This is a genomic window from Bacillus sp. YKCMOAS1 (assembly GCF_030268125.1).
GTDB lineage: Bacteria > Bacillota > Bacilli > Bacillales > Bacillaceae > Bacillus > Bacillus safensis.
The window spans coordinates 621,318-644,040 of record NZ_BSEI01000002.1 but is presented as its reverse complement, the minus strand read 5'-3'; the positions used below and the strand labels follow the sequence as shown (position 1 = coordinate 644,040).

Annotated in this window: 25 protein-coding genes; 1 reads left to right on the top strand and 24 read right to left on the bottom strand. The window is 41.8% G+C overall.

Annotated features, from left to right (window positions below; all coding sequences use genetic code 11):
• Positions 1–52 precede the first annotated feature (52 nt).
• From QSJ46_RS08215 to QSJ46_RS08185, 7 genes are read right to left on the bottom strand one after another with little or no spacing between them, the layout of a single operon-like run.
• Positions 53–1,036 (bottom strand): biotin--[acetyl-CoA-carboxylase] ligase, encoded by a 984-nt coding sequence (locus QSJ46_RS08215; RefSeq protein WP_212039975.1) that lies wholly within the window; start codon positions 1,034–1,036, stop codon positions 53–55.
• Positions 1,009–2,211 (bottom strand): CCA tRNA nucleotidyltransferase, encoded by a 1,203-nt coding sequence (locus QSJ46_RS08210; protein WP_107163428.1) that lies wholly within the window; start codon positions 2,209–2,211, stop codon positions 1,009–1,011. Before QSJ46_RS08210 ends, QSJ46_RS08215 begins: the two co-directional genes overlap by 28 nt.
• Positions 2,204–3,349, bottom strand: coding sequence for an N-acetyl-alpha-D-glucosaminyl L-malate synthase BshA (gene bshA, locus QSJ46_RS08205; protein ID WP_107163427.1), 1,146 nt, complete (start codon positions 3,347–3,349; stop codon positions 2,204–2,206). The genes QSJ46_RS08210 and bshA overlap by 8 nt, the downstream gene beginning before the upstream one ends.
• Before the next feature lie 2 nt (positions 3,350–3,351).
• On the bottom strand, positions 3,352–4,056 hold the full coding sequence (bshB1, locus tag QSJ46_RS08200) for a bacillithiol biosynthesis deacetylase BshB1 (RefSeq protein ID WP_285604544.1): 705 nt from the start codon (positions 4,054–4,056) through the stop codon (positions 3,352–3,354).
• Entirely contained in the window at positions 4,043–4,462 is a 420-nt protein-coding gene (gene mgsA / locus QSJ46_RS08195) for a methylglyoxal synthase (RefSeq protein ID WP_034280445.1), read from the bottom strand. The genes bshB1 and mgsA overlap by 14 nt, the downstream gene beginning before the upstream one ends.
• Before the next feature lie 17 nt (positions 4,463–4,479).
• On the bottom strand, positions 4,480–5,283 hold the full coding sequence (dapB, locus tag QSJ46_RS08190) for a 4-hydroxy-tetrahydrodipicolinate reductase (RefSeq protein WP_039179514.1): 804 nt from the start codon (positions 5,281–5,283) through the stop codon (positions 4,480–4,482).
• A gap of 5 nt (positions 5,284–5,288) precedes the next feature.
• A complete protein-coding gene (locus QSJ46_RS08185; RefSeq protein ID WP_107163426.1) occupies positions 5,289–5,624 on the bottom strand; it encodes a nucleotide pyrophosphohydrolase in 336 nt (111 codons plus the stop codon).
• Positions 5,625–5,761: 137 nt separating this feature from the next.
• Between QSJ46_RS08185 and QSJ46_RS08180 the strand changes: the two genes are divergently transcribed.
• Positions 5,762–6,634 (top strand): YitT family protein, encoded by an 873-nt coding sequence (locus QSJ46_RS08180; protein WP_024422789.1) that lies wholly within the window; start codon positions 5,762–5,764, stop codon positions 6,632–6,634.
• A gap of 30 nt (positions 6,635–6,664) precedes the next feature.
• Here the strand turns inward: QSJ46_RS08180 and ypjB are convergent, their stop codons facing one another.
• The 17 genes from ypjB to trpE all read right to left on the bottom strand — a co-directional run bounded on the left by ypjB (position 6,665) and on the right by trpE (position 22,607).
• Positions 6,665–7,468, bottom strand: a complete 804-nt coding sequence (ypjB, locus tag QSJ46_RS08175; RefSeq protein ID WP_034280441.1) for a sporulation protein YpjB — start codon at positions 7,466–7,468, stop codon at positions 6,665–6,667.
• Between the two features lie 65 nt (positions 7,469–7,533).
• Complete coding sequence (lhaT, locus tag QSJ46_RS08170; RefSeq protein WP_285604543.1) at positions 7,534–8,127, bottom strand: lipoprotein heptaprenylglyceryl N-acetyltransferase LhaT; 594 nt, start codon at positions 8,125–8,127, stop codon at positions 7,534–7,536.
• Between the two features lie 100 nt (positions 8,128–8,227).
• Positions 8,228–8,995 carry a menaquinol-cytochrome c reductase cytochrome b/c subunit gene (locus tag QSJ46_RS08165; protein WP_039179522.1) on the bottom strand — a complete coding sequence of 256 codons (768 nt, stop codon included), beginning with the start codon at positions 8,993–8,995 and terminating at the stop codon, positions 8,228–8,230.
• Between the two features lie 41 nt (positions 8,996–9,036).
• Positions 9,037–9,711 (bottom strand): menaquinol-cytochrome c reductase cytochrome b subunit, encoded by a 675-nt coding sequence (gene qcrB, locus QSJ46_RS08160; RefSeq protein WP_003215804.1) that lies wholly within the window; start codon positions 9,709–9,711, stop codon positions 9,037–9,039.
• Positions 9,712–9,713: 2 nt separating this feature from the next.
• Positions 9,714–10,220: a ubiquinol-cytochrome c reductase iron-sulfur subunit gene (locus QSJ46_RS08155; protein ID WP_007500911.1), complete on the bottom strand. Its 507-nt coding sequence runs from the start codon at positions 10,218–10,220 to the stop codon at positions 9,714–9,716.
• Between the two features lie 144 nt (positions 10,221–10,364).
• On the bottom strand, positions 10,365–10,811 hold the full coding sequence (locus tag QSJ46_RS08150) for a YpiF family protein (RefSeq protein ID WP_285604542.1): 447 nt from the start codon (positions 10,809–10,811) through the stop codon (positions 10,365–10,367).
• Positions 10,812–10,872: 61 nt separating this feature from the next.
• Positions 10,873–11,412: a ReoY family proteolytic degradation factor gene (locus QSJ46_RS08145; RefSeq protein WP_008344562.1), complete on the bottom strand. Its 540-nt coding sequence runs from the start codon at positions 11,410–11,412 to the stop codon at positions 10,873–10,875.
• A gap of 75 nt (positions 11,413–11,487) precedes the next feature.
• Entirely contained in the window at positions 11,488–12,759 is a 1,272-nt protein-coding gene (locus QSJ46_RS08140) for a tetratricopeptide repeat protein (protein ID WP_058837950.1), read from the bottom strand.
• A gap of 280 nt (positions 12,760–13,039) precedes the next feature.
• Positions 13,040–14,326 (bottom strand): 3-phosphoshikimate 1-carboxyvinyltransferase, encoded by a 1,287-nt coding sequence (aroA, locus tag QSJ46_RS08135; protein WP_047203222.1) that lies wholly within the window; start codon positions 14,324–14,326, stop codon positions 13,040–13,042.
• A gap of 10 nt (positions 14,327–14,336) precedes the next feature.
• Entirely contained in the window at positions 14,337–15,452 is a 1,116-nt protein-coding gene (locus QSJ46_RS08130; RefSeq protein WP_047203221.1) for a prephenate dehydrogenase, read from the bottom strand.
• Positions 15,453–15,567: 115 nt separating this feature from the next.
• On the bottom strand, positions 15,568–16,665 hold the full coding sequence (hisC, locus tag QSJ46_RS08125; protein WP_285604541.1) for a histidinol-phosphate transaminase: 1,098 nt from the start codon (positions 16,663–16,665) through the stop codon (positions 15,568–15,570).
• 11 nt (positions 16,666–16,676) lie between these two features.
• Entirely contained in the window at positions 16,677–17,480 is an 804-nt protein-coding gene (trpA, locus tag QSJ46_RS08120) for a tryptophan synthase subunit alpha (RefSeq protein WP_041109616.1), read from the bottom strand.
• Positions 17,473–18,675, bottom strand: a complete 1,203-nt coding sequence (gene trpB, locus QSJ46_RS08115) for a tryptophan synthase subunit beta (protein ID WP_073979675.1) — start codon at positions 18,673–18,675, stop codon at positions 17,473–17,475. The genes trpA and trpB overlap by 8 nt, the downstream gene beginning before the upstream one ends.
• Positions 18,656–19,324 carry a phosphoribosylanthranilate isomerase gene (locus QSJ46_RS08110; protein WP_285604540.1) on the bottom strand — a complete coding sequence of 223 codons (669 nt, stop codon included), beginning with the start codon at positions 19,322–19,324 and terminating at the stop codon, positions 18,656–18,658. Before QSJ46_RS08110 ends, trpB begins: the two co-directional genes overlap by 20 nt.
• The gene (trpC, locus tag QSJ46_RS08105; protein ID WP_107163421.1) at positions 19,321–20,073 is read right to left on the bottom strand and encodes an indole-3-glycerol phosphate synthase TrpC; all 753 of its coding nucleotides are present in this window, start codon (positions 20,071–20,073) and stop codon (positions 19,321–19,323) included. The genes QSJ46_RS08110 and trpC overlap by 4 nt, the downstream gene beginning before the upstream one ends.
• Complete coding sequence (gene trpD, locus QSJ46_RS08100; protein ID WP_039179552.1) at positions 20,066–21,088, bottom strand: anthranilate phosphoribosyltransferase; 1,023 nt, start codon at positions 21,086–21,088, stop codon at positions 20,066–20,068. The genes trpC and trpD overlap by 8 nt, the downstream gene beginning before the upstream one ends.
• A complete protein-coding gene (gene trpE, locus QSJ46_RS08095; RefSeq protein WP_039179554.1) occupies positions 21,060–22,607 on the bottom strand; it encodes an anthranilate synthase component I in 1,548 nt (515 codons plus the stop codon). Before trpE ends, trpD begins: the two co-directional genes overlap by 29 nt.
• Between the last annotated feature and the right edge of the window lie 116 nt (positions 22,608–22,723).

Below are 22,723 nucleotides of genomic sequence, written 5' to 3'. Positions count from 1 at the left end.
TTTGCAGATACTGCCCACACGAAGTATATCAAAAATGTGCCGGGTGTTCCACTCAAGTTGACTTGATCTCAATGTCTGCGGAGTAGATTTTTTGGATACCGTCCTCCGTTTCAAGCAATAAAACACCTTCTTCATTGATTCCAAGCGCCTTCCCCGTATATTGCCCATTGACGGTGCGGGCAACAATATGTTGACCGATCGTCATCGCTAACGATTCCCATAGTTGTTTAATTGGTGCAAATCCTTGCTTCATATAATCATCATATCTTTTTTCAAAGGCGGACATGATCTGTTGTATGAGTGCAGCCCGATCCACTTTTTCATTCAGTTCCATTCGCAGACTTGTGGCGACATCCTTTAGTTCAGCTGGGAAGTCATCAGCTGTTTGGTTCACATTTATGCCCGGTCCAATAATGACCGCATGAACCTGGTCAGCTTCTGCTTTTAATTCAGTCAGAATGCCAACGACCTTTTTTCCATTCAACAAAATATCGTTTGGCCATTTAATTGATGGAGTGAGTCCTGTTTGCTTCGCAATCGCTTCTGCGATGGCTACTGATGCCAAAAGCGTCATTTGCGGCGCTTTATATAGCGGGATCTCAGGCCGGAGAATGAGACTCATCCAAATGCCTGTCCCATTTGGTGAATGCCACGTTCTTTGAAGGCGGCCTTTTCCGTCTGTCTGGTGATCGCTGACAACGATCGTGCCGTGGGGCGCACCTTCATTTACAAGATCATGGGCAATCAGCTGAGTTGAAGCGACTTCTTTCTGAAAGTAAATATGCCTGCCGAAGCTCTCTGTTTCAAGACCAAACAGAATTTCGTCCTCACTAATTTTGTCCGGTTTACGAAGCAGACGGTATCCTTTTCTTCTGACCGCTTCTACCTCATACCCCTCTTTTCGCAAGTCTTCCATATGCTTCCATACAGCCGTTCGGGAGCAGCCAAGCTCATCACAAATTTGCTGACTTGAGACAAAATCCTGGCTGGATGCTGTAAATAGTTCAATTAATCGTTTTCTAATTGCGGATCGCATTCTTTAAGCCACTCCTCTATGGCTTCTTTTCGGTTTTCTAAACGGTTTTGCAAAACAGCTTTTTTCACAAAATGAAGCTCTTCTGCAATCCATTTCCCAGACGTCTTTTGCCGAAAGGCCATTAAATCTTTTCCTGAAACAGCGAGGTCTTGGAGCTTTTTAATCGGCAGTGCATCATAAGAACGCTTCGCTGCCTCCAGCTCATCAAAGAAAATGCGGCGTTCATGTTTTAGCTGCGTGATCTTCAAACTAGATAAGAGCACGTGTTCACCAGCTTCAAACATGTTTTCCGCATCCCAGTCACAATCAACGTATTTACTAATAGCTATTGCGTCTTTCAAAAGCTTCGTTGACAGCTTCCATTCTTTTAAGAAGACCGCAGCCTCCGCTTCATCTAGGCCAAGCAAATGGATACAAGCCCCCCATACCTCTTCTAGTCCATCCAGCAAGTAATATGGAAAGGATTGAAAGGATTCGTGAAGACGATCCTCTTTGAGACCTGGTAATTCTTCATATAACTTAGTTGAGATGAGCACTTGAATGGCCTGCTCACAATGACGACCTTTTAAAAGCTTCTCCATTTCAATCTTTTTGCGCTCAACCGATATGTTGGCAAGCAGATGCTTATCTTTTTTCATAGCTTCAGCCGTCTCATCAGCCAGCTCAAAGCCAAGCTGGCTTAAAAAACGGACAGCTCTCATCATACGAAGCGCATCTTCTTGAAAGCGGCACGCAGGATCTCCTACGGTTTGAATTCGTTTCCGCTTAATATCCTGTTTACCACCTACATGATCAATGATTTCCCCGTTTATATCCATAGCCATCGCATTAATCGTTAAATCTCTTCTTAAAAGATCTTCCTTAAGCGACTTGATAAACGCCACTTCTTTCGGTCTGCGAAAATCTTCATATTCTGATTCCGTTCGAAATGTCGTGACCTCATAGCTGACACCCTCATGTAAAACAATGACAGTGCCATGCTCCTTACCGACATCTACTGTTTTTTCAAATAAGGACTCAACCTTATCAGGTGTTGCATCTGTCGCAATATCGATATCGCCGATTTCTCGTCCTAATAGAACATCTCTCACCGCTCCGCCGACAAAGTAAGCCTGATGCCCATGTTCGTGCAGTGTATGTAATATAGGGATCGCATGTGTGAATGGTTCATTCATCTTCAACATCACCTTCGATCAATTCTAGGTAAAGCTTTTCATATTCACTCACAATCTTTTCAGAGGAGAAATGAGCCTGAACACTAGACTGAGCTGCCGCTGACACTTTTTCATGAAGCGCTTCGTCATTTAGCAGAGACACTGCGTACTTTGCTGCTCCGTCTATATCGCCGAGCGGGACAAGAAACCCTGTTTCTCCATGTGTAATGACCTCTGGAATACCTCCGACATCCGTTCCTATACAAGGGACACCGCACGCCATTGCTTCAAGAAGCACAAGCCCAAAGCTCTCCTTCTCTGAAAGAAGCAGCTTCAAATCACTTATTGAATAAAGCTCCTCAACCTTCTCTTGCTTGCCTAAAAACAACACGCGGTCTGTCAGTCCCAGTTTTTTCACAAGTTCGCATACGACCGATTTTTCAGGACCATCACCAATGAGTAGCAGCTTTGCCTGCACCTGTTCAGAAATCTTTTGAAACACATGAATCACATCATGCACCCGTTTCACTTTTCGAAAGTTTGATACATGGATGATGACCTTTTCGTTCGGTAAAAGACCATAATGTGTCTTTAGCAAATCGTGATCTTCACGCAAATACACCCGTTCATCAACAAAATTATGAATCGTATCAATCTTTTTATCTGGTTTGATGAGATCATACGTCTGTGCAGCTAATGAATGCGACACCGCCGTCACACGATCCGATGATTCGATGGCGAACCGAATGACTTCCTTTAATGATGGATCATAGCCTAAAACCGTAATATCCGTTCCATGAAGCGTCGTAACGACTTTCACAGAGTGTCCAGTCATTTGTTTGGCTAAAAACGCACAGACAGCGTGCGGGACCGCATAATGTGCGTGAATAATATCAAGCTTTTCTCGTTTTGCGACTTCTGCCAATTTACTTGCCAGCGCAAGGTCATAAGGCGGATATTGAAAAACAGCATATTGATTCACATCCACCTCATGAAAATAAATATTCGGATACACTTTATTAAGCCTAAACGGAATGCTAGAGGTAATGAAATGAACATCGTGCCCTTTTTCAGCTAAACGTTTTCCAAGCTCCGTGGCTATAATGCCCGATCCGCCGACACTTGGATAACATGTAATTCCGACCTTCAGTTTTTTCATAATTACCCCCCAAGTAAGTCATCGTCCATCAAAAGTGGTTTCTTTGTGATAAACCCTTCTGCATAAGCTTTGTTGACTTCTCTTCCATACATAGACTCTCTCATTTTGACAAAATCAATATAACCGTTCACAAGAGGTGTCTCTACTGAATTTGCCGATTTAATAAATTGGCTTTTATACGCATGCAAGCTATCAATTTTTTGGTGCATTTCCTCAGAAATATCAATCACAAAATCTGGACGATGGTGCCCATTAATCATGTAATAATACATTTGGCTTATTTTATGCGCTGGCTGCTTGTATGAATCTTCAAATTTATGTATACCTGCAGAAAAAGCGGCCTCTTCTACAAGTGAGCCCGCATGGCCATGATCTGGATGCCGATCTTGGTGGTGCGGAGCGAAAATCAGTTTCGGTTTGTATGTTCGAATCACGCCCGCAATTTCCTTCATCGCTTCGTCATTTAGATACAGCCCTCTATCTGGCAGTGTGAGCTGGATTCTCGCTCTGACACCTAAAATAGCGGCGGCGGCTTTTGCTTCTTCTTTGCGGCTCTCTAGTGTTCCATTTGAAGATAATTCGGCCTGGGTCAAGTCGCAAATCCCGACGCGCGCCCCTTTTTTTACGTATTTTGCAATCGTTCCACCCATTCCGATCTCTACATCATCGCTATGGGCACCGAATGCAAGGATATCAAGTCGTTTCATTTGTTCCTCCGTTTTTTGCTACATCTCGAAAATCAAACGTACCTTTATTTAAATTCCTGACTAAAATTTCAGCGGTTCCCATATTGGTGGCTAATGGAATGGTATACACATCGCAAAGCCGGATGAGTGCAGATACATCCGGCTCATGCGGCTGCGCAGTTAGCGGGTCTCTAAAAAAGAGCACAAGATCCATTGCATTATCAGCAATTAAAGCACCGATCTGCTGATCTCCCCCAAGTGGTCCTGACTGGAAACGATGAATGGGAAGCCCCGTCGCTTCTTTCACTCTCAAACCTGTTGTCCCTGTTGCGTAAAGTGTATGATCTGCCAAAATATCACGGTACGCGGTGGCAAACTGTATCATGTCACTTTTTTTCTTATCGTGAGCGATTAAAGCAATGTTCATCAGGAATCCACTCCTTATTAGTCGATGATATTTTCTAAACCATAGACGAGCTGATCAATGTGCATGACTTGTTCCACTGAAAGCTTCACACCCGACATAAAGGATGCACGGTTATAAGAATCATGACGAATGGTAAGCGTCTGTCCGTCCATTCCAAACAGCACTTCTTGATGTGCAATCATACCAGGAAGTCTGACGCTGTGCAGACGGATACCATCATAATCTGCTCCTCGTGCCCCTTCGATCAATTCTTTCTCTTCTGGATGTCCCTGCTTTTTGCTTTCTCTAACTTCTGCAATCATTTCAGCCGTTTTTAAGCCCGTACCGCTTGGGGCATCTAGTTTTTTATCATGGTGAAGCTCAATGATTTCAACGTCAGGAAAATAATTCGCGGCCATTTTGGCAAATTTCATCATTAAGACCGCACCGACAGCAAAGTTTGGCGCAATAATACAACCTATGCCCTTTTCTTCTGTTAATTGCTGAAGCTCTTTTAGGTCATCTTCTGAAAATCCAGTTGTGCCTACGACTGGACGCACGCCATGTTCAAGTGCTTTTTTTGTATGTACTTTCCCGATTTCTGGTGTCGTCAGATCAATTAATACATCTGGTGCTGTTTCTGAAAGACACACATCAATATCTGTATAAATTGGCGCATGAGAGGTCGTATGGATCACATCAGATAATTTTTTCCCTTCATGCACGTGATCAAGTGCGGCCACCAGCTGAAAATGGCCTGTTTCTTCCGCCAGCTTCACAGCCTCGATCCCCATTCTTCCTCTTGCTCCAGCGATTACTACTTTGATGGTTTCATTCGTCATCGTCTCTACTTCCCTTCTTTTTTCGTCCAGCGGTCTTTATCTCTTGTGTTGAATTTATGCATCACACGGTCATGTGCTTCCTCTAGTGAAATATCAAGTGAATTAGCGAGGCATGTTAACACAAACAATACATCGCCTATTTCTTCTTCCATGCTTTTTTCTGTTTCCGTTGTTTTTTTCGGCTTTTCTCCATAGTAATGGTTAACCTCTCTTGCCAGCTCTCCCAATTCTTCTGTCAGACGGGCCATCATGGCAAGCGGGCTGAAATAACCTTCTTTAAATTGTCCTATGTAATCATCTACTTCTTGCTGCACGTGACCCAGCGTTTTTTCTTTCGTCATGAAGCTCATCCTCCTATCCATCTCTTACATGTTAGCGAAATCATAAATATTTGACAAATGTTTAAGACTCAGTTTGCTTGTTTCTCTCCCATACCATATAATATTATCGCTGTCTAAGCAAAAAAAGGAGTGATCTCTTGCTAAAAGAAATTCGTCTTAAAAATATCGTATTTATTTTAATAGGATCTGCGATTTTTTCTTTCGGTCTTGTTCATTTTAATATGCAGAACAATTTGGCGGAAGGCGGATTTACAGGTATTACACTGCTTTTATATTTTCTATTTCACATTGACCCATCTATTTCAAACCTTGTCTTAAACATTCCGATCTTTTTTATTGGCTGGAAAATGCTCGGCAGAACGATGTTTACTTATACAATTGTAGGCACAGTCAGTCTTTCTGTCTTTCTTGCCATCTTCCAGCGCTTTCAAATACATATGCCTCTCCAGCACGATTTAGCCTTAGCCGCCCTCTTTGCAGGTGTGTTTATCGGAACAGGCCTCGGGATCATCTTTAAATTCGGCGGTACAACAGGCGGTGTGGACATCATTGCAAGACTGATCAACAAGCATTATCAGGTGGCCATGGGACGAACAATGTTCATCTTCGACGCATGCGTCATTACCATCTCTCTTACCTACTTAAATTATAAAGAAGCGATGTATACACTTGTCGCAGTATTTGTTGCTGCGAAGGTCATTGACTTCATGCAAGAAGGCGCTTACGCTGCCAAAGGCGCCATGATTATCTCTGAAAAAGATGACATCATTCAAAAGAAAATCACGGATGAAATGGAGCGCGGTGTCACCATCTTAAAAGGGGTCGGTTCCTATACGAAGCAGGAGCGCAACGTCCTTTATTGCGTCGTTCCGAAAAACGAGCTTGTCCACCTCAAAAGCGTCGTGACCTCAGTCGATCCTCATGCGTTCGTATCTGTCAGTGACGTGCATGATGTACTCGGCGAAGGTTTTACATTAGATGAACACAAAAAGCCGCTCAACCCGCATTAAAAAAGAAGCACCAGTTTTGGGCTTCTTTTTTTATGATTTAGGATAATCAGCCTGACGTTTTTGCTTCTTTTCTTTTTCAGCACGATATTTTCGAAATCCAACATACGTTAACGTTAATAAAATGATACTCCCGGTTGTTAAGATGACCCATAAAAGCGATGGATCAGCTTCATCTTCATCGACGTGAGCAAACACACTCGATAAATCCTCTTCCAGCTTCGTGAGACGTTCAAGCTTTGTCCCACTTGATGCTTTTAAAAATTCACCTTGCTCAATCACTTCCATGTGCTGCTTAATCGTCTGGAGCTTTTCAGGCGAAATATCAATGGTTAAACTCGGATAGATCATATCGTATAAAGAAACCAGCTCATTCCAAGTTTCATAAAATGTCGTTGATTCTGGATCTTTCACTTCTTTTTTCAAAGTAGGAAAAGACCCCATAATGGGCTTCTCGAGCGAACCCCAAAGAGGCTCAGAATCCGACTGGATCGCATCAAGCAGCATTCTAAATTGAGAAGCATAACGAAGCTTTTCGCGCTCATTCAATTCTTCCTGCGGCAGCCCTTTTATCATATCTTGATAGCCAAGTGTAATTTGCCGAATCTGCGTATTCGTCAAAGTTCCACGCCAATTCTCAGCTTTAAATGTCTTTTCAACATACAATGCGACTTGTAATGCCTCATCATATTTAGCTTGTCTCGTTAATTGAAAGATGGAATCTGATAGTTCCGTTAATTCTTGCAGCGTGTTAGCAGCTGTTTCCTCACCTTTGGCAACAGCCGGATGTAATACGAGAAAAAATAATAGAATCATCGCGATTGGCTTTCGTTTCATGCAAGTCCCTCCTAGCCCTTCTCCATACAGCGTATGAAGAAAAGGACAAGGTTAGACCAACATTGTTAAGGGAGTTCCAGCTTGACCGATTTTTTCGATAGAACGAGATAATACGAAACAAGAAGAACCGCGATACTTAACCAAAACGTCGCATAGCCGATCTCGTTTGAATAGGCAGACAGCATAGAATAACGCGGCATCATACCAAATACATAATCAATCACATCGTTATGTAAAATCCAAATTCCCGCTACCACGAGATGACGCATTTGAAAACGATAATACGGCGCAAACAATACAGCCTGAACCGCCATCGCAAAGTGAGACCCAATCAGCATGTAGCCTTCCCACGGAAATTCATCAACAGATAAAAGCACAAAGATATTCATTCCTACCGCCCATAGCCCATATTTAATCAAGGTCACAAGAGCAAGTGCTTCAAAATAAGGAGCATTTCGTTTCATCAAAAACGCAAGTAATACAAATAAAAAGAAAAAGCTGGCCGTTGGACTGTCTGGTACAAAAGCTAAAAAGACAGCCGGCGTCTCTACGAGCTGCGGAATATACCAATAGTATCCGTACACAGTGCCAAGGAAATTGATCATAAGCACCAGCACAAGCATGTAGCGCGTCGCTAGCAAATATTGAATCCATCTCATATGTCTCTTCACTCACGATCTGTTAAAATCAGAAAAAAGCTGACAGCGCCAGCTTTTTCTCTTTTGAGTATATCCTTGTACTTGCATTTAAACAACTGAATTATTTTGATTTGACCTCAGATAAATATTTAGAGAGCTTCTCGAGTTCTTCATCACTGCCTTTAAAGACACCCTTAGGCATGTTGCCTTTTCCTTCTACAGCGATTTTAGCGATCTCCTCAGGCGAAAGACCGTTGTCAACGAGTGACGGTCCGGCTGCTCCGCCCTGCATGTTATCCCCGTGACAGGAGATACATGTCTGCTCTTGATAAATTTTATATTCTTCAGCTGAAGTATCAATCTCTGCTTCTTTCTTAATCTCACCTTGTTTTGCCGCTGCTTCCCAATCATGGGTTGCAACAGACTCCCACGTTAAATATGTTGCTGCGCCAACTGCAAGGATCATCATCCCGACTGCAATTGGTCTTCTATACGGTCTGCGTTCTGGACCTGAATCAAGAAATGGTGCGAGCAAAAGTGCACCAAACGCGATTCCAGGCATAATCATCGCGCCGACGACAGTGAAGCTACCTGCAGCAAATTCATATTTTAATAACTGGTACAAAAATAGGAAATACCAGTCTGGCAGCGGAATATAGCCAGTATCTGTCGGATCAGCCATCCGCTCAAGCGGAGGCGCATGAACAACAGTTAGGACAAGAAATCCAATTAAAAAAACGGCACCTACAAGCCATTCCTTTAAAAGAAAGTTCGGCCAAAAGGCTTCTGTTTTTCCCGGATATTCGGAATAGTCTTTAGGTATGTTAGGTTTTCTTTCTGCCGGTATTCTGGAATCTCCGACAAACTTCATCCCTTTTCCCCTATGCAAAGTCATCCCCTCCTCATTGAACATTCATCAAACGCAACATTTTATAGCGGTCCAGAAATTCCTTGCTTACGAATCATAATAAAGTGGGCAGCCATCAGCCCAAATAATGCCGCTGGCAAGAAAAAGACGTGGATAGCGAAGAATCTCGTCAGCGTTTGTGCCCCTACAATGTCAGGATGACCTGCAAGCAGCGTTTTGATCTCTTTACCAATGAAAGGTGTTGCTTCTGCTATTTGAAGACCAACCTTCGTCGCAAACAGCGCCTTCATATCCCATGGTAAAAGATAACCTGTAAAACCAAGTCCAAGCATCACAAAGAAAATGAGCACACCAACAATCCAGTTCAGCTCTCTAGGCTTTTTATACGCCCCTTGGAAAAAGACCCTTAGCGTATGTAAAAACATCATCACAATGACTAAACTCGCACCCCAGTGGTGCATCCCTCTGACAATCTGGCCAAATGCCACTTCATTTTGCAAATAATAGACAGATTCCCAGGCATTTTTAATATCCGGCACGTAATACATCGTTAAAAACATGCCCGACAGGACTTGGATGACTGTCACAAAAAACGTTAAACCGCCAAAACAATACACAAAAGCGGAGAAATGATGTGCTGGATTGACGTGCTCTGGCACCTCGTGATCCGCAATATCTCTCCATATCGGTGTAATGTCTAGCCGCTCATCTACCCAATCGTAAATCTTGTTAAGCATCGTTACCCTTCCCCTTTCGGCACAGCTTTTCCAAGATAGAGGTATCCGTCCTTCACTTGCTGCTTATAATGGTCAAGCGGTGCAAGCGGTGGAGTTCCGGGTACGTTTGTACCATCCTTGTCGTACAGCCCATAATGGCACGGGCAGAAAAATTTGTTTGGATTTTTCGGATCACTGTTCCAGTTCACTGTACATCCTAAATGTTTACAGATTGGCGATAAAGCGACAATTTCATCCCCTTCTTTGTACACCCATGCTGACCTAGATTCCTTTGACTCATACCATGCATCTACTTGATCAATTTTAAAGTCAAAGCGCTTCGGTTCCTTTGTCAGTTCATCTACACTGACAACTTGAACCATATCCTGATCCTCTGTTCCTTTAAGCACAGGGTCAAGCGCAAAGCGAACCATAGGCATGAGCATTCCAGCGGCCATAAATCCCCCCACGCCGGTCAACGTGTAATTCAAAAATTGACGCCTGGACACTCCATGTCTCTTCTCGCTCATTTTTTTCTCCCCCCCTCAGGTCGTCAGCTACTTTATAACTGAATTAGAAAAAATTTCATAAAACTAGGACACCCTCATAATATATCAATCTATTCACAAGGTCAACATCCTAAAAAGCTATGTACAATGCAAATGTAAGGGTTTTTATGAAGGGTTCCATTTTTGTAACAAAAAGTTCAAAATTTGTTCTACACTGTCTTGAATGACTTTTTGCTTTAATTCAACCTTCAAATGCTCCAGCGGAACCGGCTTGAGCAAAAATAGCGATTCTCTAATCTCAGCATGCTCTTTCCACTGGTGATCAGATGTGATCAGTGCGACATGCTGAAAATGATTTTTGAGCGACTGCTTCATTGTGAGTATGTCTTCTTGTTTCTGGTCACTCACTTCCAAATATGTATGTGGTGGAAAAAGAAAAACCCGCCCTTTTAATTGTCTTTCAAGTTCCTCTGCTACAAGAATAGTAAACTCTCCTAAAGACACGGTTTGTTTCATTTGCTCTGCATCAATCCCAACTAATGGAATGATAGCGGTATCAATGTAAGCTTTAGATTGCAAAAAGCGATCCGCGTCCTCTGCTTGAAACTTCATCAATTTCCCCTCTTTCATGACATAAGCCCTGCCTGTATAGGGCAAGGCTTATTCGTTCAGTTTATGACAATAGGCTTAATTCTTTTGCCAGCTTATTAAATGTTTCTTGATCATGACGGTCGAGTGCTTCATCTATCTCTTTCATGAGCCGTTCTTTTTGGAAAGTTGCGATTGAGTGCTCAAGCACTTTTTCAGCAAGATCCTTATCTTTTTCGTTCTCATAAAGATCCTTTGGAATATGGGGATTTGTTTCAAGAACAGCTGCATATTCCGGCGAACGATAAGCAGAACGGAAATTCAATTGAATAAACAAATCCTGCTGTTTATTCAAACGAATATCATGAAATGACTTTTCAGCATCTGTCGTCATGATGTTTTCTTTATAAAATCTAAAGGGAACTTCATCCACACAGTGTGTTGACATAATAATTCCCCTTGGGCAAAATTCTGCTTGCTCTACAAAATGAACCTTTTCCATCAAAGAGTCGTGACTCATTAAATAATTTAATATCCAAACACACTCTCTTCGCTTTAGCTGATAATGGTTTAAGAACCACCGGATAAATTCCTTCTTTTCATTGACAGAAACAGGGGTCTGCATGTTATTCCCTCCTCTATCGTAAATTAAATTGCTATACATGAATTATTCAACAAACCAGTTCTTCATTCCTGCAAACTATAAGGAAATTTCGTCTTCAATTCTTAAAATCGTTTCTTCAATTTCTTCATTCGTGCCATCTTTCTCTAGAACTTTGCGTAATAACGGCAATGCTTCTTTTTGTCTGCCCTCTTCTAAAAGGAACGAAGCGTATTCATATAAAAAGTCACGTTCCTCATCAAAATCAGGCAGGGCAAGCTTGAAATACTCGGCAGCTTCTTTGTATTCTTCTCGCCCGACAGAAGCAGATGCTGCATACCAATTCCATTTTGGATCATCTTCCCCAAAGCTTTTAACCTCTTTAATAACATCTAGAATTTCATCAAACAGCTCCTCATTTAAATAGATCGCCAGCAATGTTTGAACTGCTTCAATATAACCCGGATCGAGAGCAAGTGCTTCTTGAAGCAGTTTTTTCGCATCTACTGAATCCCCATTTTTCAAATCAATCTTGGCACCATATAAATATAATTCTTTGTTATACTCATCAACTTTAATACCCTCTTTTACTACCTCTAAAGCCTCGTGATATAGTCCTTCTTCCTCATAACTTTTCGCTAAAGGCATATAAAGTGACGAATAGGACGGATCAATATCTTTCAGTTCTGTAAGCTGCTGAATGGCTGTTTTTGTTCTGCCAGCCCTCATCGCTGTAAATCCGTAGCCAAAAAGAGTGTTCGGGTCTGCTTGATCTTTTACTGCCTTTTCGTACCATTCAAGTGCATCCTCAAATTCTCCAGCTGTACTGAGTGATTCAGCAAGCCGCTGATACACATTGACACCGCCAACCTCATGCTGTTGATCTGCCACTTTGTAGAAAAAATCAGCCGCTTTCTTTGAAAGACCTTGAGAAAAATACAACTCACCTAATGCAAAATCGATGATAGCTTCATTCGGAAGTAGTTCTTTCGCTTTTAAAAGCTTTTGTTCACTGACTTCAAATAGTCCTTGCATCTGATACAAATCTGCCATTAACAATAAACTCTCTGGGTACGCATCATCATCTTCAGGAATCGTTTCTAATACTGCAATCGCCTTCTCTTCTTCATCAGAGTCAATCAGCAGCTCTGCATAAAAACACGTTAAACCTGTTTCCTCTGGATATAAATCATGTAAATCACTGATGAGATTCCGTGCTTTATCGATATCTCCCCAATCATAATATAATTGAGCCGCTTGCGCTTTTTCTTCATCGTGCAAATGTTTCTCTGCTTGAGCAAGTGTTTGGAGTCCTTTTTCAGTCTCACCCGCCTCAACTAATTTTATGGCTTCTTGTAATGAACTATTCAAATCAAACCGTTCCTTTCTGTTTCCAAAAACCTAAACTATTGTTACTTCATATCATAATCGACAGGTGCACATCCAGCAAATATGTTGCTCTTTTAAAATGAACCCATTTTTGTGTTTTAAAGACTGTTTTTCATTTCATCCTATACGAAACTGATGATTTGTAAACTGCAGACACTATTTTTATCGGACAAAATGTTTTTTTTCAAGGTTTCACCTTGAGACAAGCTATGCTATATTTCTGACAAATATGCAGAAGGAAAGAAAAAGCCTGAGGACATCCTCAGACTGTTTTTGTTAAATATTCAATGTGTTCAAAGAAATTCGGGTATGAGACACGAACAGCTTCTGTATCTTCAATCTCAATTGCTTGCTTTGTCACACATGCGGCAATTCCCAGCATCATACCGATACGGTGATCTCCGTAGCTTGAGACGACTGCGCCGCCTTGAAGCATAGTTTTACCATGAATCTTCATACCATCATCTGTTGCTTCAATATCAGCACCGAGTTTTTTAAGTTCTGATACGACTGTATCAATTCGATTGGTTTCTTTTACTTTTAACTCAGCAGCATCTTTAATGATTGTTGTTCCTTCTGCTTGGGTCGCAAGAAGCGCAATTATCGGAATTTCATCGATGAGTCTTGAAATCATGTCACCAGAAATTTCAATCCCTTTTAATGATGAAGTAGAAATGGTTAAATCACCGTACGGTTCTCCGCCTTTGGCATCTACTTCATTGATTTCAAGATTTGCCCCCATAAGTTTCAGTACATCAATAATACCTGTTCTTGTTTTGTTTAGCCCGACATTTTTTAAGACAATCCGGCTATTAGGAACGATTGATCCAGCTACAAGGAAAAATGCAGCTGAAGAGATGTCCCCAGGAACAAATATATCTGTTGCTGTTAATGTTTGGCCGCCTTCAATGGAAACACTTTGTTCATCTTCATCTAGTTTTACACCAAACATTGAGAGCATTCTTTCTGTATGATCTCTTGATTTATGTGGTTCAGTTAATGTCGTTGTGCCCTCTGCTTGCAGCCCTGCTAAAAGGACAGCTGACTTAATTTGTGCACTTGCCACTGGAGACTCATAAGTTATGCCTTTTAAATGACCGCCACGAATAGACAGCGGTGTATACTCGCCATTTGCTCTGCCGTCTATTTTGGCTCCTAGTTGTTTAAGCGGGCCCGTCACACGTTTCATTGGTCTTTTGGCAATACTCTCATCACCAATTAGTGTACTGTGAAACTCACAACCAGCTAATATTCCCATCATTAAACGAATGGTTGTACCAGAGTTGCCAACATCGAGAATGTCAGACGGCTCCTTGAGCTCTTTCAGTCCTTTACCATGAATGACAACATCTGTCCCTTTTTGTTCAATTTCAACGCCCATCTTTCTAAAGCAATCAATCGTACTTAAACAATCAGCTCCAGGAAGAAAGTTTTTCACTACTGTGGTTCCATCAGCAATTGCACCAAACATCACTGATCTATGTGAAATAGATTTATCACCTGGGATATGAATTTCTCCATTCATTGGAGCATTTTTATGAATTTTCATGTTTGTCACCTCAGTCAGCATAAAATGTATCGTAATTCGCTCTATTTTTTATACAGATTTCTGCACGCTTCCGGTCGTCATCTGTTTGAAAACTAATGCGTAAAATCCCATTAATGTCTTCTCGCGTCTCTATAATACGGATATTTGTAATACTAATGTTTTCACTTGCTAAATGCCCTGTAATCTCCGAAATGACCCCAGGATGATCCGGAACATCGACATACAGATCATAAAAAGCAGGAATGGCTCCTTTTTTCCTTAGAGGAAGTCCATCTCGATATTCCTTTGCATCTTGAAAATAAGAGAACAATCCTTCAGCATCTTCTTGCTGTACGAAGGTCTCAATGCGGTTAATCTCTTTTTTCCATTCATGAAAACGGTCTAAAATCTTGTGTTTATTGTGCAGCAGGATATCCCGCCACATTGCAGGATTGCTTGAAGCAATTCGTGTGATATCACGAAAGCCACCAGCAGCAAACCGTTTAACAAGTGGGAATTGTTCTTCAAAATGATGCGCTTGATGCACAAGGCTGGCTGCAACAATATGAGGAAAATGGCTAATGACACTTGTCACAGCATCATGTTCTTCTGGTGTCATCTCGATGAAATGAGCATTTGTCCCCTTTAACAAATCCATCAACCGATCAACAGCTTGACGGTTTGTTTCCTTTGCAGGCGTTAAAATGTAGAACGCATTTTCAAATAAAAAGTCTTTTGCTGCAATAACACCTGACTTATGAGAGCCTGCCATTGGATGTCCACCAATAAATTGGTAATGTTCAGGCAGCACTTTTTCAGCAAAATGGACAACCTTTTGCTTTGTGCTGCCGACATCAGTGATTGTGAGCTCTCTTTCAATTCCAGAGTCTGCAATATCACTAAGCATCTTTACAGTTTGCTGGACAGGTGTTGCCAAAATAATGGTCGAAGATTCTTCTAATCCAGTCAGAAACGAATCAGTTGTTGCATCAATAATTCCCAGCTTTGTTGCAGCAACCATTTGCTCTTTGGAAACATCAAATCCTACAATTTTTTTATGAGGATACTCTTTTTTAATCGAGAGTGCAATGGACCCACCGATTAAACCGAGTCCAGCGATTAATACAGTTTCGTTTGCATCGTTCATATTCATCACCTGATTTTTCGCGAAAATTAAACAACATATTTCAACGGCTTATATGTATAGGAGGTTGGTACAATGAAAGCCATATCCTGCATTAGGATATGACTTTATGGTTATGCTACGCACGAATGCCTTGCAGTAAATCGGCAAGTGTACTTAGAATTTCTTCATTTTGCTCTTTTGTTCCGACGGTAATACGTAAAGAAGTCGGAAAACCAAGTGCTTTACCGGAACGAACAATGTAACCTTTTTTCAATAATGCATTGAACAATTCATCTGCATCTCGTTTAAAATTAATCAGCACAAAGTTTGTTTGAGATGGATAGATATATAGTCCAAAACGTTCAGCGAAATCTTGGTATTGCTTGAGACCTGCTTCATTTTTCTGTCTGCATGATTGAATGAAGTCTTGGTCTTTTATCGCTGCACGCGCAGCTGCCTGAGCGATACGGCTAGTATTAAACGGCTCTCTCGCTGGTTCAATGGCAGTAATCAGCTCTTCTGATGCAATCCCGTAGCCTACTCGAAGTGCTGCAAGTCCATACGCTTTAGAAAACGTTCGAAGTACAATGACATTTTGATAGGATTGTAATAAAGATAAACTGTCTGGAAAATCTTCTGCACGAACGTATTCAACATACGCTTCATCTAGTACAACAAGCACGTGAGCCGGCACTTCGTCTAAAAACGCCACAATCTCAGATTCTGACAAATGATTTCCCGTCGGGTTATTTGGATTACATACCCAGACAACCTTCGTGTTTTCATCGATCGCATCCAGCATGCCCTTCAGATCGTGAGCTCCTCCGTCTAAAAGAGGCACTTCTCGAATTTCAGCATGTTCAATCACTGCATTGTGACGGTATTGCGGAAAAGATGGAGATGGGATTACAGTATTTGTATGTTGATCAAGGAATGCTCTTGCAATAATTTGCACAAGTTCATCTGAGCCATTCCCGAAAATTAATTGTTTTTCACTTACTTGAAGAAATTCAGCCAGCTCCGTTCTTAAACTTGCGCTGTATCCATCTGGATAAATCGCTAAATGTTCGAGCTCGGCCTGTATCGCCTCTCTTGCATGTACGGAACATCCAAAAGGGTTTTCATTTGAAGCCAATTTCACAATTTTGTCTAATTGATATTCTTTTTTGACCTCTTCAATTGGTTTCCCAGGTTGATACGGTTTTAGCTGTTTTAATTGATCTTTGATTTGCAAAATGTTTCACCTCATTTGAATGAATAGAGGGGACTAAATGTTTTTGCATATGTTTCAAATTCTCTTAAAGCCTCTTGACGTGTATCACTTGCCAGCAATTGTTCTTGAAGCTCTTCAATTTTTTTCACAAGTGCACTGCCGACAACGACGCCGTCACTCAGTTTATTCATTGAGTCTACCTGCTCTCTTGTTGAGATGCCAAAACCGACCGCAACCGGTATGTGACTCAGCTGTTTCACTTGTTGAATAAAATCTGTAATTGACGCGTCAAAGGATTGTCTGACACCTGTTACACCAAGAGATGAAACACAATACACAAAACCTTCTGCCTGCTCTACAATGTTTACTAATCGTTCTTTGCTTGTTGGTGCAACGAGTGAAATATATGAAATGTCATGGGTTTGACAGTTCTTTTGCAGCTCGCTGCTCTCTTCAAACGGCAAGTCGGGTGTTAAGAGTCCCGAAATATGATTTTTGCGCAGTAAAGCGAAAAAGTATTCTGTGTCTAATTGTAACACAGGATTATAATACGTAAATAGAATTACAGGAATTTTTACACCGTTTTTTTTCATCTTCCCTGCTAATTCTATCGCTTTTACGATATTCATGCCATGATTTAGAGCTCTTTTGGAGGCTCTTTGAATGACAGGACCGTCCGCTAGTGGATCCGAATAAGGAACACCGAGTTCAATCGCATGTGCACCGGCTGCTTGAAGGGAGATAGCTAAATCAATCGTGATGTCTTCTGACGGATCTCCTGCTGTGATAAATGGGATGAATAATTTTTCGCCTTGCTCTAATTGAAATCTAATCATTTTGTTTCCCCTCACTTTCAAGCACGTTCATTAATGTATGCACATCCTTATCGCCTCTTCCTGACAGGCAGACAAGGACGATTTCATCTTCATTCATCGTCTTGCTTACCTCAAACGCCTTGGCGAGCGCATGTGCAGATTCAATTGCTGGAAGTATTCCTTCTTTTTCAGTCAGCAGTTTTAGGGCATCTAGTGCTTCTTGATCTGTCGCACTCACATATTGAACCCGTCCGCTCGCATGTAAATAGGCGTGCTCTGGTCCAATTCCCGGATAATCTAAACCAGCGGAAATCGAATATGGCTCAATAATCTGGCCAAATTCGTCTTGGATTAAATAGGTCAAAGACCCGTGGATCACACCTTTGGTTCCTTTCGTGATGGTTGCAGCATGGAGTGGCGTATCGATTCCTTTTCCAGCTGCCTCTACACCAATGATATCTACCTCTTCATCTAAAAATGCCCGGTACATTCCAATGGCATTACTTCCGCCGCCAACACAAGCAATGACTTTATGAGGAAGTCTTCCTTCTTTTTCAAGCAGTTGCTCTTTTGCTTCATCACCAATCATGCGCTGGAACTCGCTGACAATTTGAGGATACGGATGAGGGCCAACAACGGAGCCGATCATATAAAAATGATCACTGCAGTGCTGAACCCAATAGCGAATGGCTTCGTTTGTTGCATCTTTTAATGTACCATTTCCGCTTGTGACAGGTATGACTTCAGCGCCAAGCAGTTTCATTCGGAAGACATTGAGTGATTGTCTTTCCACATCTTCTTTTCCCATAAAGACCGTGCAGGATAACCCGAACTTTGCGGCTACCGTTGCAGCAGCTACTCCGTGCTGACCTGCGCCTGTTTCCGCGATGATGTTTGATTTCCCCATTTTTTTCGCAAGCAGGGCCTGCCCAAGCGCATTGTTAATTTTATGAGCACCAGTGTGGTTTAAATCTTCTCTTTTTAAATAGATCTTTGCGCCGCCGAGGTATGCTGATATTTGGTCAGCATATGTAAGCGCAGTTGGTCTGCCTGAATAGTTTCGAAGTAGTGATACATACTCTGCTTGAAAAGCAGGATCTTCTTTTAATTCACGAAATGCCTGTTCAATTTCTGCAAGTGGCTGCATGAGCGTTTCCGGGACAAATTTCCCTCCGAATTCTCCGTATCTGCCAATTTCATTTGGATATGCGTACATCATTTAACATCCTTTCTTCGAGCGCTTCGATCTTAGCGCTGCTTTTCTTTCCGTTTTCTTCTATTCCGCTTGAAAGATCGATCGCTTCTGGACCATAGGCGAGCAGATCTGCTATCGTTTCTGGTGTGATGCCGCCTGCAATTACGCAAGTCTTCTCCAGCCGTTTTGCATGTTTAACGTATAGAGGCACTGCCTCCCAAGCAAAAGCTGTTCCAGAGCCGCCTCTCATCCCTTTTACTTTCGCATCAATGAGGAAGCCATCGACAACAGGCGCAAATGACGTCATTTTTTCAAGCGTTCTTGTTAAATCGAGCTCGTGATGGAACACTTTCCAAACGACAGCCCCTGTTTGTTGTTTGATTTCTTTTGCGTCATCCTGCGTTTCATCTCCATGAAGCTGTACGATATCTAAAGGTATCTGTTTTGAGATCTCGCGCACTCTTTGAATCTTTTCATTTACGAATACACCGGCAATCTTTTTCTTACATTTTGTTTGGGTGAGCCATTGTTTCACTTGATCTGGAAGGACTTGTCTTTTACTTGGAGCAAAAATAAATCCGATGGCCTCTGCGTGAGATTGCGCAATACATTCCACATCTTCTTGTGATACTGCCCCGCAATATTTTACATAAGGCTTCATCCTGTTCATTCTCCAAACAATGCCTGAACGGCTTTTTCTTGTGATTGTTCTCTCATTAATGATTCTCCTACAAGGACTGCACCCGCTCCATGATTCTTCACAAAGGTTAGATCATCAAATGTTTGAATACCGCTCTCACTCACTAGTAAGACCTCTTTTGGAACGAGGGGGGCGATCTCTTTTGTTTGTTCAACTGTTGTTGTAAATGTATTTAAATTCCGGTTGTTCACTCCAATGATTTCAGGAGTGAACAACTTTAAAATATTTTCCAGTGTATCTGCTGCATGTACTTCGACAAGGACATCAAGTCCATTCTCTTTCGCTTCAGCATAGAGCTCGTGCAGCTTTTGCGGCTCAAGTACTTCTCCAATTAATAAAATGGCATCTGCTCCTATACGTCTTGACTCTTCTACCTGTATGGAGTCAATGATGAAATCTTTTCTTAAAATTGGACGATCTACGTGTTTTTTAATGAGGGATAAGTATTCGTTTTTTCCTTGAAAGAATGGTTCATCCGTTAAAACAGATAAGCAATCAGCGTTGGATTTTTCGTAAGCTTTTGCTGTTTGTAAAGGATCAAAATTTGGTTGAATGATTCCTTTGGAAGGAGACGCCTTTTTCACCTCAGCAATTAGACCAATTGAGCGATGAGGATTCATGAGTGCTTCTTTAAATGATCGTCTTTCAAAGTGTTCATCTACTGGTAACTGCAATGTTTGGACATGTTCTTTTTTGCGGGCAATGATTTGATTAAGCATAGATCTCTTCCTCTCTCGTTTTTTGTTTTAAACGAGCCAATTGTTCTTTGGCTGCGCCGTTTTTAATCGTTTCAATCGCTTTTAATGTTCCTGCCATGAGGTTTTCTGACTTCCCTGCGACATATAAAGCCGCTCCAGCATTCAGGGCTGTAATATGAAGCGGCGCCCCTACTGTTTGATGATTCAATATATTCTGAATCAATTTGGCGCTCTCTTCCGGTGATTGGACCTGAATATCTGATAAATATCCTTTTTGCAGCCCAAAGTCTTCTGGATTGAGTGTATATTCTGTCATGACATCTTTTTTGAGTTCAATCACATATGAATTTGCTGTAATCGTTAATTCATCCAGCCCATCTTCTCCGCAAACAAACAGCACATGTTCTGGCTCTAATGGCGCAAGGGCTTTTGCCATTAATTTTGCCTTTTCCTTTGAGTAGACGCCGATGATTTGCTTTTTGGCTTGCATTGGGTGGCAAAGCGGTCCTAACAGATTAAATACCGTCCGGAAGCCGAGCTGCTTGCGGACTGTGGCTACTTGTTTCATAGATGAATGATACAATGGTGCAAATAAAAAGCCCATGTTTTTCTCTTGTATTTGTCTTCTTGTTTCTTCCGGTGTGGATTGAATGTGAATCCCAAGACACTCTAGTACATCGGCACTCCCGCTTTTAGAAGAAACTGATCGATTTCCATGTTTGGCGATTTTGGCTCCAGCAGCGGAAGCGACAATCGCAGCGGCAGTTGATATATTAAAGGTGGAGAGGCCATCGCCTCCTGTGCCGCAAGTATCAACAACATCAAGCGATCGTTCCATTGGTGCTGCATTTTGCCGCATGGCTTTCACAAAACCCGTCATTTCTTCAGCGGTTTCTCCTCTATGCGCTAAAATCGAGAGACTTGCAGCGACTTCAGCATCTGTTAAAACGCCGCTCATCATATCATGCATGAGTTTATTTGCTTCATTTTCTGATAGAAAGCCTCCATTAACAAGAGCTGATAGTCGGTGATTCATCCTGCACACTCTCCTTTTCTGAGAAAATATGTTCCGCAAGCTGAATGGCTTTCAGAAGTGCTCCTGCCTTGTTACAAGTCTCTTCCCATTCGTTTTCTGGGACAGAATCAGCCACAATGCCGGCGCCTGCTTGTATAGAAGCGGTCTGATTTTTGACGCTCATCGTACGAATGGTAATACAGGAGTCGATATTACCGTCGAATCCAATATAAGCAATACAGCCGCCATACGTTTCCCTTGGCTCAGGCTCCATTTCATTTAATAATTGCATCGCTCTTATTTTCGGGGCACCTGTTAATGTGCCTGCTGGGAAAGCGGACATGAGCGCATCGACTGGATGTGTATCCCGCTTTAGCTTTCCTGTCACAATGGAGATAATGTGCATGACATGTGAAAAATTCACTACTTTTGTAAAGGTCGGTACGGACACACTGCCGTATTCTGCCACACGGCCTACATCATTTCTGGCAAGATCCACTAACATGTAATGCTCCGCTTTTTCCTTTTCATCTTCAAGCAGCTCTTTTGCTAGCTCAGCATCCTCTTCTCTTGTTCTTCCTCTTTTTCTTGTGCCTGCAATAGGATGGATTTCTAGATGCCTGTTTTTGGCATGGATTAATCGTTCTGGCGAGCTGCCGACTAAATCACGATCTTTTAATTTCATAAAATACATATATGGAGATGGATTCACAATCCGAAGCACGCGGTATAACTCAAATGAACTCACTGATACAGGGATATCAAATCGCTGCGAGAGGACGCCTTGGAAAATGTCACCCGCTCGAATGTATTCTTTGATTTTTTCTACGTCCTTTAAAAATTGCGCTTTTTCATAGGTTGACGTCACATGTTCAAAGGATGGCGGCTCGTTCATATTCCCTGTTAAAATCAGTTCTTTCATATCAGTCTTTGAATGGAGCTTGTGAATCATCTGTTCAAGCTGTTTTTGATTTTCTTTGTAAGCGCGTATTTTTTCGTCTTCTGCTTCATGTCCGGTTAGCTGGGTGTACTGGATAAAATGAACATGATTCGTTTCATGATCAAAGGCGATCATCGTTTGGCAGACAAATAATGTGCAATTTTCTGCCAGCGATGCGTTTCGATGAGGCCTGACAGAAGGTTCAATATTTGGAATCAGATCGTAGCTTAAGTACCCAACAGCCCCACCTGTAAATGGGATATCAATATCTGGCGCTTTGATTTGATATTGCTCTTTCATCCAATCCAGCAGTTCTTTCAGCTCTTGCTTTTGCATGACTTCCTGCCCCGCAGCGTCACGTGCAATGTATTTGTTTTGGTCATCATGTAAGGTTAAAAACGGATGCAATCCAATGAAGGAATATCTCGACCAGCTGGAAGACTCATCTTTGCTTTCTAGCAAATACACAATATCTTGTTTGAGTTTTTCAACAATTTGAATCGGTGAGAGCGTATCGACTGTAATGGTTTCAACAATTGGGATCGTTTTGTAGGACTCACTGTCCTTTAAAAATTGGGTCAGGTTTGATTGGGAATTCATAAGCACACTCCTTAAATGGGATTAAGGAGAATGAGGGGACATATAGAGGGTTTGTATGAGTATACGAAATAAGCCTAAAAGAGGGTTTCTCTTTTAGGCAGTATGATTAAATAGAA